This window comes from Pseudomonas sp. AC229 (genome assembly GCF_979254655.1).
In genome coordinates this window covers 43,322-56,170 of sequence record NZ_CEEDHK010000010.1, presented here as the reverse complement: position 1 = coordinate 56,170, position 12,849 = coordinate 43,322, and the positions used below count along the sequence as shown (strand labels likewise).

The following is a 12,849-nucleotide window of genomic DNA, read 5'->3' as shown; positions in this document are numbered from 1 at the left end:
CGTCACGCCTCGGTGGCCGGTGTAGGGTTGGCGGGCCACTAAAGGATTGATTGATGAACGAGCGCAAAGCCTTACTGATTCTGCACGGCAAACAAGCCCTCAACGAAGACGTGCGCGCCGCCGTACAAGCCCAGCGCGACGCCGGCTGGGAATTGGCCGTGCGGGTGACGTGGGAGGGCGGTGACGCCCAGCGTCTGGTGGGCGAAGCGTTGGCGGCCGGTTACCCGACGATCATCGCCGGCGGCGGCGACGGCACCCTGCGCGACGTGGCCGAAGCCATGGCCCTGGCCGACAGCGACGCCAGCCTGGCGCTGTTGCCGCTGGGCACCGCCAACGACTTCGCCCGTGCCGCCGGCGTGCCGCTGGTGCCGCTCGAAGCGTTGGCGTTGCTGGACGAGGAGGCGCTGCCTATCGATATGGGTGAGGTCGACGGGCAGCTATTCCTGAATATGGCCACGGGCGGCTTCGGCTCAAAAATCACCGCGAATACGCCGGAAGAACTCAAACGCGTATTGGGCGGGGCGGCGTATTTGCTCACCGGGCTGACGCGGTTCTCCGACGTGCATGCTGCGTTCGGTCGCTTCAAAGGTCCGGACTTTTCCTGGGAAGGCGACTTTCTGGCCCTGGGCATCGGCAACGGTCGCCAGGCCGGCGGCGGCCATATGCTCTGCCCGCAGGCATGCGTGAACGATGGCCTGCTGGACATCTGCATCGTGCCGGCGCCGCAAGACGTCGTCGGCACCCTGGGCACGTTGCTGTCGGGCGGCATCCTTGGGCTGGAGAGCGTGTCGATCAATGCGCGCCTGCCCTGGATCGAAGTCGAAACGCCCGAAGGGCTCGACCTCAACCTCGACGGCGAGCCGCTGGAAAGCCGGGCGCTGCGCTTCAGTGCCCGGCCGGCGGCATTGCGCGTGCACCTGCCGCCGGGTTCACCGCTGTTGGGCCAGGCACTGCTACCCTGATTAGAGGTCGTGGACGCGCCCATCAAGGCGGCGCAGACTCGGCGCTGTGCTGGTGCTTGCAGTGATGGCACGGCATGATGGCACTCCCTTGGCTCGGACACATTTCAGTTGTGTCACATGCAGCCGATAAGGTTGCAAGCAACAGCTAGACTCGACAGACACGACAGGAGCACAGCATGGCCGGCATTCTCGACTCAGTGGACCAACGCACCCAGCTAGTGGGTGAGAACCGCCTGGAAATTCTGATGTTCCGCCTGGCAGGTCGGCAGCTTTTCGCCATCAACGTGTTCAAGGTGCAGGAAGTTTTGCAAATGCCAAAACTGACCCTGATGCCGCACCGTCATCCGTTCGTGTGCGGCGTCGTCAGCCTGCGCGGCCAGACGCTTCCCGTCATCGACCTGTCCCAAGCCATCGGCATGCGTCCCATCGTGCCGGATGAGCGCAGCACCATCATCGTTACCGAATACAACCGCTCCGTTCAGGCGTTCCTGGTCGGCGGCGTTGACCGCATTCTCAACCTCAATTGGGATTCCATCCTGCCGCCGCCGGGTGGCGCGGGTCGCCAGCACTACCTGACGGCCATCACCAAGGTGGAAGAGCAGTTGGTGGAAATCATCGACGTGGAAAAAGTGCTGGCCGAAATCGTGCCGTATAACGCCACCATTACCGGCGACCGCCTGACCGACCCGGTGCTGGAAAAAGCCCGTGGCCGTGAAGTGCTGCTGGTGGATGACTCCAGCGTCGCCCTGGCGCAGCTGCGCGATACCTTGTCCCAGCTCGGCCTCAAGCTGCATGTGGCCACCGACGGCTTGAAAGGCCTCAATCAGCTGAAAAAGTGGGCCGATGAAGGCCACGTGATGACTGACAAGCTGCTGATGATCTTCACCGACGCCGAAATGCCAGAAATGGACGGCTACCGCCTGACCACCGAAATTCGCAACGACCCGCGTTTGAAAGACCTTTACGTGGTGCTGCATACCTCGCTGTCGGGCAGCTTCAACGAAGCGATGGTGAAGAAAGTGGGCTGCGATAATTTCCTGTCCAAGTTCCAGCCGGACAAGTTGGTGGACGTCATTCGCGAGCGGTTAATGCTCGACGAGTAACGATTTGCTGCGCGTCGGCCCTCCGGCGTTAAAAAGCCCTGCTGAAATGCTCATTGGCTACAGCCAACTCCGCTTTCAGCAGGGCTTTTTGCCTTGGATGGCTCTAGCTCGCTAAATCGTTAGAACGTAGCGAACGGCTTTCCCGGGCTCGGCCATTGCGATTAGCCGCGATGCTTTCTGCCTCTTGAGCGCCACCCCACCCATTCCGTATAACGGTCGCCTGTGCCTCCTTTCAGGACCTCGTTATGCGTCTCTCCGCGCTCTACCGCTTTCCGTTGAAATCCGCCATTGGCGAAAGCCTGCCGCGCGCGCAGATCGATAGCATCGGCATGGTCGGGGACCGTCGCTGGATGTTGGTGGACGCCAGCAACGGGCGGTTTTTCACGCAGCGGGCGATGGCGCATATGTCGCAGCTCTCAGCATTATGGAACGCCCAGGGCGGCCTGACGCTGAACGCCGAAGGTTTCCCCGCGCTGGATGTGCCGGTGCCCGGCCGGGACGCCGAGGTGCGCGGCGCGTTTATCTGGAGCGACAACATGGTGGTGCCGGATGCCGGCGACGAAGCGGCGGATTGGCTCAGTCGCTTTCTCGGCAAAGCCTGCCGCCTAGTCCATGTGCCAGTGGAACGCGCGCGCGATATTCCGGGCAGTCTCGGGCCAACGGAGAAAGTGGGTTTTCCCGATGGCTTTCCATTGCTGCTGATTGGTCAGGCTTCGTTGGACGATTTGTCCGCCCGTGTCGGCCGCCCGCTGGAGATGCTGCGCTTTCGCACCAATCTGGTGGTGGAAGGCAGCGAGCCCTACGCCGAAGACACTTGGAAGCGCATCCGCATCGGCACCACAGAGTTTCGCGTGGTGAAAGGCTGCACCCGCTGCATCATGACCACCATCGACCCGCAAACCGGCCAGCGCAGCCCGGACCGCGAACCGCTCACCACCCTGAAAACCTACCGCGAGCGTGAAGGCGAAGTGTATTTCGGGCAAAACCTGATTAATGAAGGGGCTGGGGAGATTGCGGTGGGGATGGATGTAGAGGTGTTGGAGTAGCTCGCGGCGCTTCGCTCGGGCTGGTTGGTTGCCTTCGAGATTCTGGATCCCCGCCTGCGCGGGGATGACGGCGTGGCGTTGGAGTGTGGGAGCGGCTTTAGCCGCGATGCTGTTGGTCCGAAGAGCATCGCGGCTGAAGCCGCTCCTACAGGCGCGCCGATTTATTGATCGTCAAAGAACCGCTCATGCCAATCAACCAGCGGCTGTGGCGCGTTGAGTTTGAAGCCGTAGATCACGGCGTACGACAGCACGTTTTGCACGTACTGGCGGGTCTCGTCGAACGGGATGGTTTCCACCCACACGTCATACGCCAAGTGGTTCGAGCCTTTCAGCCATTGGCGCACGCGCCCGGGGCCGGCGTTGTAAGCAGCGGAGGCGAGTACGCGGTTGCCGTTAAATTGGCCATGTACCTGACTCAGGTACGCCGCGCCCAGTTGCACGTTTTTGTCCGGATCCAGCAATTGCTGCGGGGCAAACGGGATGCTGAATTTGCGTGCGGTTTCTTTGGCCGTGGCCGGCATCAGTTGCATCAGCCCGCTGGCGCCCACGCCGGAACGGGCGTCGTCCATAAACGCGCTTTCCTGGCGCGTAATCGCAAACACCCAACTCGAATGCAGGCCGCGCACTTTGGCCTCGCGCACCAAGGTATTGCGGTGCGCCATGGGGAAGCGCACGTCCAGGTCGTCCCAGTACTGCGCTTGGCTGATGGTGCGAATGGCCGGGAAGTACCACTGTTTCTCGTAGGCCAAGCGCGCTTGCGCCACCAGTTCGTCACGGCTGAACAAGCGGCTGACGTGGTACCACTCGCGGCGCCCGTCGACGATCTGGCCGCGATCATGGAATTCCAGCGCACGGCGAATGCCCGGTGTGTTGCGCACTTTTTGCACGAGCTTCGGATCAAGCAGCAGCGGCTTGTTGGTCAACTGGTATGGCGTCTTTAATTGATCGGCGGCCATAAAGCCGTAGAAGTCGCGCTCTTTCGACACCGGTTGGTAGAGCACCAGCGCGCCGGGATTATTTGGCTCGGCCAGTTGCTGGCTACGCGCCTGCCAGTAGCGCCAGCGGTTGGTGTTGGCCAGATCAGCCGGCATGCGGCGGATCAGCTGGTTGGCTTCGCCCCAACGGCCCAGGCGCAGCAGCAGACGCGCACGCCATTCGGTGACGGTGTTGTCGCGCAGCTCCGGGTCGTATTGGGTCATGATCGGCAGGGCGCGATCATCAAAGCTTTTCGCCAGGGTCAGGCCGATTTCGCGGGCGATGGCCACTTTTTCTTCCATCGAAAACGGCAAGCGCTGGGCGTAATCGTTAAGCAGGCTGATGGCTTTTTCCGGCTCTTGCTTGGCCAAACGGCGCAGGCCAATGCTGACCACATCGGCCATGGTCTGGCTGGGCGGGGCGAAGCGGCCAGTCTGGGTCAGCATGGTCGGCTTTTGCGCCACGTCGATCATCAGTTTGCCATGGGGTGCAAGCGTGGTCAGCGTCTGGGTCAGGTGGGTGGCCAGGCTGTAATTACGGGCTTGCACGGCGAGCTTGAGGCGTTTCCAACGCATGGTTTCGGTGAGCTGGCCGGCGTTGGCCCACATGTTGAACAGCGGCTCGCAGGCGTCGGGCTGCGACTTGCCCACCAGCCAGAGTTTCTCCGCGCTGGCGTAGCCTTCGGCGGTCAGGCCATGGATGAGCTGGTACTGGCCGTTGAGGCAGTCCAGTTCGGTGAAGTTCATTTTCGGGTCGTAGTACTTAACGAACGGCTTCCAGTCGCCACGCTCCGCCAGCCAGCGCAACCAGCGCAATTTCATCCAGTTGGCTTGCGGCAGGTCGCCATGCTCGGCCAGAAATTTCTCGATCTCGGCATTGCTGGCGCTTTTCAGCCGGGCGGTCAATTCGTCGTAGGCCAGGTATGGCTCAAGCGGATAGTCGGACAGGGCGTTGGCGTACATCCGATACGGGCCGCTGTCGCCTTTGGCGAGCGCGCGTTTGGCCTCGTCATAAAACAAGCGCTGCTGCGCCAGGCTGGTGGCCGCAGAGGCGGTGAGGGTGACCGAGGAGAGAAGCAGGCAGGAAAACAGGCAGAGCAGACGACCGCGCATGACACTTCCGAGCTGAAAATTCTGAAAGGCGCGCCGATGACTGGGCGCTCAAGTTGGGTAGCTTAGCCTTTTGCCGGGCGGTCGAGAAAGCGAAAGCACCATGTGCCTGTCGGGAGGTTTTGTGGGAGCGACTTCAGTCGCGATGCTTTTGCCAAGGCGTTTGCAGCAATCGCGGCTGAAGCCGCTCCCACAGAGACCGCTTGCGCAAAAAAATGCCACCCGGCCAGGGGCGCAACTCGGTAGAATGCGCGCCCAGTTTTGCCAACGCCAAAAGCGTGTGGCGAAGAGATTTCCAGCGGCTGTCGTGCATCGCGCCACGGCCGCAGCTATTCCCTCGAGGCGACCATGCTGCTCAAGTTCACTGATGTTTCCCTGGCCTATGGCGCACTGCCGCTGCTGGACAAGATTTCCTGGCAGATCGCCCGAGGCGAGCGGGTGTGCATCATTGGCCGCAACGGCACGGGTAAATCCAGCCTGTTGCGTATCGTCAAAGGCGACCGTGTGCCGGACGACGGCAGCGTATGGCGCGCCCCCGGTCTGAAAATCGGCGAGCTGCCGCAGGAACTGCCGGTGGCCGATGGCCGTACCGTGTTCGACGTGGTGGCCGAGGGCCTAGATGGCGTTGGCGCGCTGCTCGCCGAATACCATCACCTGAGCATGAACATCGTCACCGACGAAGACCTCAACAAGCTCATGCACGTGCAGCAAGAACTCGAAGCCAAAGATGGCTGGCGCTTGCAGCAATTGGTCGACAGCACCTTGAGCCGCCTGCAATTGCCGGCTGACAAAACCTTGGCCGAACTGTCCGGCGGCTGGCGTCGCCGCGTGCTGCTGGCGCAGGCGCTGGTGTCCGAGCCGGACTTGCTGCTGCTCGATGAACCGACCAACCACCTGGACATTGGCGCCATCGCCTGGTTGGAAGACGCCCTCAAAGACTTCCAGGGCGCCGTGCTGTTTATCACCCACGACCGTTCCTTCCTGCAAAACCTGGCGACGCGCATTCTCGAGCTCGACCGTGGCGGCCTGATCGACTGGAACGGCGACTACGCCAGCTTCCTGGAGCACAAAGAACAGCAACTGGCGGCCGAAGAAACCGCCAACGCGTTGTTCGATAAGCGTCTGGCCCAGGAAGAAGTGTGGATTCGTCAGGGCATCAAAGCCCGTCGCACCCGTAACGAAGGCCGCGTTCGCGCCTTGAAAGCGTTGCGCGTTGAGCGCAGCGAACGTCGCGAGCGCACCGGCAAAGCGAATATTCAGTTGGATACTTCGGAGAAGTCCGGCAAGCAGGTGATGGTGCTGGACAACGTCAGCTTCGCCCACGCTGGCGGTCCGATGTTGATCAAGGACTTTTCCATGGTGCTTCAGCGCCAGGACCGTATCGGCCTGCTCGGCGCCAACGGCACCGGCAAGACCACCTTGCTCAAGCTGATGCTGGATGACCTGCAACCGACCCAGGGCAAAGTGGAAGTGGGCACGCGTTTGGAGGTGGCGTACTTCGACCAGTTGCGCCATCAGCTGGATCTGGAAAAAACCGTGATCGATAACGTCGCCGAAGGCCGCGACTTTATCGAAATCGACGGCCAGAACCGCCACGTGCTCAGTTACCTCGGTGATTTCCTGTTCAGCCCGCAGCGCGCCCGTACGCCGGTAAAAGCGCTGTCCGGTGGTGAGCGTGCGCGTCTGTTGCTGGCTAAGCTGTTCAGCAAGCCAGCCAACTTGCTGGTGCTGGACGAACCCACCAACGACCTCGACGTGGAAACCCTGGAGCTGCTGGAAGAAGTGCTGTCCAACTTCGCCGGCACCGTGTTGATGGTCAGCCACGACCGGGCATTCCTCGACAACGTGGTCACCAGCACGCTGGTGTTCGAAGGCGAAGGCAAGGTGCGCGAATACGTGGGCGGTTATCAGGACTGGTTGCGCCAAGGCGGATCGCCGCGTTTGCTCGGCGTGGGCGAGAGCAAGTCGGGCAAACCGGAAACCACGGCGCCCGCGCCTAGCGCTGCTGCGCCGGCTGCCGCACCGGCGCAAGAGCCTGCGAAAAAGAAATTGAGCTACAAGCTGCAACGCGAGCTGGAAAGCCTGCCGGGTCTGATTGACGCGCAGGAAGCCAAGATCGCGCAGGTTAATGAAGAAATTGCCGGGCCGACCTTTTACCAACGCCCAGCCGCCGAAACCGCGGCGGTGTTGGCCAAGCTGGAAACGCTGCAGCAAGAACTGGACGCGCTGTTGGAGCGCTGGGCAGAGCTGGACGCCTGATCTGTTTGTCGGAGACCTGAATGGCCATCGAGTACCGGATTTCCCTCGACGATAGTCACGAGTTTGGCTATCGCATCGAGCTCGACCGCGAGTACGACCAGGAGCGCGCACTGTTGGCGCCGGCCTGGACGCGGCTCGAGTATCACCAATGCAGCAACTGCCCGCTCAAGCGCGAGCAGTACAGCCACTGCCCGGCGGCTGTGGATTTGCATCGGGTGATCGAGGATTTCCAAGGCTTGCCAGCGTTCCAGAAAGCCCACTTCTGGGTACGCACACCGGAGCGCGAATACAGCAAGCAAGTCGGCCTGGAGGAGGGCTTGCGCGCCTTGCTGGGGCTGATCATGCCGACCAGCGCCTGCCCGGTGCTGAGCAAGCTCAAGCCGATGGCGTTCAACCATTTGCCGTTTGCCAATAACCAGGAATTTATTCTGCGCGCGGTGTCGCTGTACTTGTCGCGCCAGTACTTCAACTTTCGCGAAGGGCGGCATGCGGATTGGGAATTGAAGGGCTTGGTGCGGCTGTTCCAGCAATTGCAGCTGGTCAATCAGGCGTTTTGGCAGCGCATTCACGACGTGTGCGAAGGCGACTCGAACCTGAAGGCGTTCCTGACGTTTTTCTCGATGTCGACCAGCATCACCCACTCGCTGGAAACCCAGTTGCAGAAGATTCGGCCGATGGTGATGAGCGCGGGGGATTTGCCGGAGTAACTAAACATCCAGCACCGTCGTCCCCGCGTAGGCGGGGACCCAGAATAGTCGGTGTTACACGCAATGAGCGTACGCCTCGATATTCTGGATTCCCGCCTTCGCGGGAATGACGGTGAGTAATTTATTCCGGTTTCTTCAATCGCACGGCCAGCACGTCACACGGCGCGCCGTGCAGCACGTCATTGGCGGTGGAGCCTAGTAGCAACGCCAGGCCGTGACGGCCGTGACTGCCCACGACGATCAGATCAGCGCCTTGCTCGGCGGCCAGGCGGTGGATTTCCTGGCGCGGTTGGCCGTAGACCAGGTGGCGGCTCTCAGTGCCCAACTCGGGATATTTGGCGGAGTAACTGTCGAGCCGCTCGCGGGCCTGTTCGAATTGCTGTTGTTGCAGGGTGGACAAGTCCATCGGTACGTCGCCACCAAAGGCCATGGCCATCGGTTCGACAATATGCACCAGCGACAGCTTGGCCTGGCTGGCGGTGGCGAGCGCATAAGCGCGCTTCATCACCGGGTCGCATTCTTCGGAAAGATCCAAGGCAACCAGAATGTGCTGATAGGGCATGACGGTGACTCCTCCTGAGGCGAATGATCAAAGTATGGCTGTGATTGTTAGCTAAATGCAGCACTTTTAATGGTGAGATTTAACGTATGACCGTGTGGATCGTGGTGCTGCTTATTGCCGTTGTGCTGAGCCCGTTGGCCTGGCTGCGCCCCTCGCGGCGTCAGCAAGGGCGTATGGCCATTCGCATGGCCGCGCGCAGTCAGGGGCTGGGGATGCAGTTGTCGCGTCAGGAGTGGCCGCACTGGCTGCCCGAAGAGCCGCCCAGCCCGTGCCCGCAATACCACCGCGCCCGCCGCCGAGGGGCGAGCGATAGCTGGTGTTATTGGCAAATGAGCGCGGGAAATTGGGTAAACCAATGGCGTGAGCCCTGCACCGACGCCGCGCTGCTGCCGCATCTGCACACGCTGCCGGCCGACGTTTATAAAGTCGAAGCAACGACGCAAATGATTTCCCTGTGCTGGGGCGAAGCGGGTGACGTGCAAGGCGTCGAGCCCGTAGCGGCGGTGTTGAAGGCGCTGGCCTGACGCACTCGCCCTTGTAGGAGCCAGCTTGCTGGCGAACCCTGCGGCCACCCGTCTCGAAAGGCGTTTACACGGTTCGCCAGCAAGCTGGCTCCTACGGTTTGGAAACGCGATAAAAAAAGCCCGAAAACATATTCGGGCTGGGTTGGCCAGGCAGGCCGGAAATTCGGGTGCTGTGGTCAAAGCTTAGCGGCCAGGTACTGTGCCGAAACTCCTTCCAAACCATCGATAATGCTGTCTGAGTACTTACTGACCACGAAAGGTACCGAGTTCTCGTTGTAATTTTTCAGCGATTTTTCGATGTAGCGCCATTTGGTGTTGATGCCGTTCAGCGATTCGCGGATTTGCGCGGTGTTTTGCGGCGACTGCTCAAGCGTGGTGAGCTTGCCGGCAAACTGGGTGACCAGATCGTCAATGTTCTGTTCGTCTCCCGCAGCACTGCCAATAAAAGTGCCGCCCACCGAGGCGCTGCGCGAAGCATAGTCCACCGCGATCGCTTGCATGAGCAAACTTTGTTCGCGGCTCTGTTGAGTCATCGGTGGCACGATCTGGCCGCTTTCTTGTTGGATTTTTCCGTACAGCTCATTGCTCAGCGCCATCAGCTGCTGATTGCGCGTGGCCAGGTCGGCAACGGGCTGCAGGTCGGTGAAACCCTGGGTTTTCATTGCGGTGGTGAGGTTTTTCAGTTCGCTTTCATACGCGCTGAGCTGCTGGGCGAGTTGAGCGCGCATGGCTTTGGAGGCGTCGCCAGGAAGGTCGGTCAGTTCGGCTAGTCGCGCATTGGCGTTCTGCACCGACTCCTCAATCAAGCGCGCATAGCGCTGATCGCCGTCCATGCTGTTGTACATGTAGAAGTCACCCAAACTTTTCTGCGCAGCCAGGCGCAACTGATGCAGCTTGAGCAGCGCGTCGGTTCCGGCGGCGGGGGTGGCGGCATTGACGCCAAGCGGGAGAAGGGCGGTCAGTACGAGGCTCAGCAGTATGGCAAGCGGACGGCTCGTCATGGTTACTCCGTGGGGCTTCATTGTTTTTGTTTTTGTCACGCGTTGGCAGCGTGTTGGGGCGACTGTACCTGCGCCGTTTGGCTTTTACTAGCGCCCACCGACATCACAATGATGGCATTCCCTGACATCACCGTAAGCGCGTTCTAGAGCAGTTGGAATGTTTTCCCTGACGGCACGGTCGATATTTCCTCACAACGTAAGAGGAAATATCGCTCCAATTGACAAGCGCAATCTTTTCTACGAAGGTGTGCGCACCCGAATCAAACGGGCGTATGAATCAAGTGTTTGCTTTGTGCAGCACGGTTCATAGGCCGCCCGAATATCGCGTCGGCGGGTGTGTCAGGCTGTTCGAGACTATTCTCGACGGTCCTGCTGCGGACCAGTCCGCTGCTTGGCGTCCGACGTGTACGTTCAGCTTCCATACCGTGGAGATCAGTTGATGATTTACGAAGGTAAAGCCATCACGGTTAAGGCTCTTGAGAGTGGCATCGTCGAATTGCAATTCGACCTCAAGGGTGAGTCCGTCAACAAATTCAACCGTCTCACACTGGCCGAACTGCGCCAGGCCGTGGACGCCATCAAGGCCGACGCGTCTGTTAAAGGCGTAATTGTCAGCAGCGGCAAAGACGTGTTCATCGTCGGCGCCGACATCACCGAGTTCGTCGACAACTTCAAAATGTCCGACGAAGAACTGGTAGCCGGCAACCTTGAAGCCAACAAAATCTTCAGTGATTTCGAAGACCTTGGCGTTCCGACCGTTGCAGCCATCAATGGCATCGCATTGGGCGGCGGTTTTGAAATGTGCTTGGCTGCGGATTACCGCGTCATCGCTAGCAGCGCCAAAGTCGGCCTGCCAGAAGTCAAACTGGGCATCTACCCGGGTTTCGGCGGCACCGTTCGTCTGCCGCGTGTTATCGGTACCGATAACGCCATTGAGTGGATTGCTGGCGGTAAAGAAAACCGCGCAGAAGACGCCCTGAAAGCAGGCGCTGTCGATGCCGTAGTCGCTCCTGAAAAACTGCAAGCAGCCGCTCTGGACCTGATCAAGCGCGCCATTTCTGGCGAGCTGGATTACAAGGCGAAGCGTCAGCCGAAGCTGGAAAAAATCAAGCTCAACGCTATCGAGCAAATGATGGCCTTCGAAACCGCCAAAGGTTTCGTGGCCGGTCAAGCTGGCCCTAACTACCCGGCGCCGGTTGAAGCGATCAAAACCATCCAGAAGGCGGCCAACTTCGGTCGTGACAAAGCCCTGGAAGCAGAAGCCGCCGGTTTCGTGAAACTGGCCAAAACTTCTGCCTCGCAGAGCCTGGTTGGCCTGTTCCTGAACGATCAGGAACTGAAGAAAAAAGCCAAAGCGTACGACGCTGTCGCCAAAGACGTGAAACTGGCCGCCGTACTCGGCGCCGGCATCATGGGTGGCGGTATCGCTTACCAGTCGGCCGTCAAAGGCACGCCGATCCTGATGAAAGATATCCGCGAAGAGGGTATCCAGATGGGTTTGGCCGAGGCGTCCAAACTGCTGGGCAGCCGCGTCGCAAAAGGTCGTCTGACAGCAGCCAAAATGGCTGAGGCACTGACTGCCATCCGCCCAACCATGTCCTACGGCGACTTCGGTCACGTCGACATCGTGGTTGAAGCTGTGGTCGAAAACCCGAAGGTTAAGCAAGCCGTGCTGGCCGAAGTGGAAGCCGTGGTTAAGGAAGACGCCATTCTGGCTTCCAACACCTCGACGATCTCCATCAGCCTGCTGGCCAAGGCGCTCAAGCGTCCTGAGAACTTCGTTGGCATGCACTTCTTCAACCCGGTGCACATGATGCCGCTGGTTGAAGTGATTCGTGGCGAGAAGTCCAGCGAAGTGGCTGTGGCCACCACCGTTGCCTACGCCAAGAAAATGGGCAAGAGCCCGATCGTGGTCAATGACTGCCCAGGCTTCCTGGTCAACCGCGTGCTGTTCCCGTACTTCGGCGGCTTCTCCAAGCTGATCAGCGCTGGCGTCGACTTCGTGCGTATCGACAAAGTCATGGAGAAATTCGGCTGGCCCATGGGTCCGGCTTACCTCTCCGACGTAGTCGGCATCGACACCGGCCACCACGGCCGTGACGTAATGGCTGAAGGCTTCCCGGACCGTATGGCTGTTGAAGGTCGTACCGCGGTAGACGTGATGTACGAAGCCAACCGCCTGGGCCAGAAGAACGGCAAAGGTTTCTACGCCTACGAGATGGACAAGCGCGGCAAGCCGAAGAAAGTGACCGACCCGGTTGCCTACGAAGTGCTCAAGCCCGTTATCACCGAACAGCGTGAAGTGACTGACGAAGACATCATCAATTTCATGATGATTCCGCTGTGCCTGGAAACCGTTCGTTGCCTGGAAGACGGCATTGTCGAAACCGCAGCTGAAGCCGACATGGGCTTGATCTACGGCATCGGCTTCCCTCCCTTCCGTGGTGGTGCACTGCGTTACATCGATTCCATCGGTGTAGCCGAGTTCGTCGCCCTGGCTGACAAATACGCCGACCTGGGCGCGCTGTACCACCCCACCGCGAAGCTGCGTGAGATGGCCGCCAACGGCCAGAGCTTCTTCGGTTAAGCGCGTAACGCATA

General features: G+C 60.2%; 10 protein-coding genes. 7 read left to right on the top strand and 3 right to left on the bottom strand.

Annotated features, from left to right (window positions below; genetic code table 11):
• Window positions 1-53 precede the first annotated feature (53 nt).
• The 3 genes from yegS to AC0IW7_RS14985 all read left to right on the top strand — a co-directional run bounded on the left by yegS (window position 54) and on the right by AC0IW7_RS14985 (window position 3,111).
• Entirely contained in the window at window positions 54-962 is a 909-nt protein-coding gene (gene yegS, locus AC0IW7_RS14995; protein WP_471819060.1) for a lipid kinase YegS, read from the top strand.
• Window positions 963-1,138: 176 nt separating this feature from the next.
• Window positions 1,139-2,065 (top strand): chemotaxis protein CheV, encoded by a 927-nt coding sequence (locus AC0IW7_RS14990; RefSeq protein ID WP_122450570.1) that lies wholly within the window; start codon window positions 1,139-1,141, stop codon window positions 2,063-2,065.
• A gap of 245 nt (window positions 2,066-2,310) precedes the next feature.
• Complete coding sequence (locus AC0IW7_RS14985) at window positions 2,311-3,111, top strand: MOSC domain-containing protein (RefSeq protein WP_471819058.1); 801 nt, start codon at window positions 2,311-2,313, stop codon at window positions 3,109-3,111.
• A gap of 161 nt (window positions 3,112-3,272) precedes the next feature.
• Here AC0IW7_RS14985 and AC0IW7_RS14980 read toward each other — a convergent pair whose 3' ends face one another.
• On the bottom strand, window positions 3,273-5,198 hold the full coding sequence (locus tag AC0IW7_RS14980; protein WP_471819056.1) for a transglycosylase SLT domain-containing protein: 1,926 nt from the start codon (window positions 5,196-5,198) through the stop codon (window positions 3,273-3,275).
• Window positions 5,199-5,543: 345 nt separating this feature from the next.
• On the opposite strand from AC0IW7_RS14980, the gene AC0IW7_RS14975 reads away from it, so the two are divergent.
• Both AC0IW7_RS14975 and AC0IW7_RS14970 read left to right on the top strand, forming a co-directional pair.
• Entirely contained in the window at window positions 5,544-7,454 is a 1,911-nt protein-coding gene (locus tag AC0IW7_RS14975) for an ATP-binding cassette domain-containing protein (protein ID WP_471819054.1), read from the top strand.
• 20 nt (window positions 7,455-7,474) lie between these two features.
• Window positions 7,475-8,161: a DUF6901 family protein gene (locus AC0IW7_RS14970; RefSeq protein ID WP_463382972.1), complete on the top strand. Its 687-nt coding sequence runs from the start codon at window positions 7,475-7,477 to the stop codon at window positions 8,159-8,161.
• 121 nt (window positions 8,162-8,282) lie between these two features.
• Here the strand turns inward: AC0IW7_RS14970 and AC0IW7_RS14965 are convergent, their stop codons facing one another.
• Entirely contained in the window at window positions 8,283-8,723 is a 441-nt protein-coding gene (locus tag AC0IW7_RS14965) for a universal stress protein (protein WP_463549421.1), read from the bottom strand.
• Window positions 8,724-8,809: 86 nt separating this feature from the next.
• Here AC0IW7_RS14965 and AC0IW7_RS14960 point away from each other — a divergent pair, with 86 nt between their 5' ends.
• Window positions 8,810-9,247, top strand: coding sequence for a hypothetical protein (locus tag AC0IW7_RS14960; RefSeq protein WP_463549422.1), 438 nt, complete (start codon window positions 8,810-8,812; stop codon window positions 9,245-9,247).
• A gap of 176 nt (window positions 9,248-9,423) precedes the next feature.
• Here the strand turns inward: AC0IW7_RS14960 and AC0IW7_RS14955 are convergent, their stop codons facing one another.
• Window positions 9,424-10,248, bottom strand: coding sequence for a hypothetical protein (locus AC0IW7_RS14955; protein WP_471819051.1), 825 nt, complete (start codon window positions 10,246-10,248; stop codon window positions 9,424-9,426).
• A gap of 439 nt (window positions 10,249-10,687) precedes the next feature.
• Here AC0IW7_RS14955 and fadB point away from each other — a divergent pair, with 439 nt between their 5' ends.
• A complete protein-coding gene (gene fadB, locus AC0IW7_RS14950; RefSeq protein ID WP_463549423.1) occupies window positions 10,688-12,835 on the top strand; it encodes a fatty acid oxidation complex subunit alpha FadB in 2,148 nt (715 codons plus the stop codon).
• The last annotated feature ends 14 nt before the right edge of the window (window positions 12,836-12,849 follow it).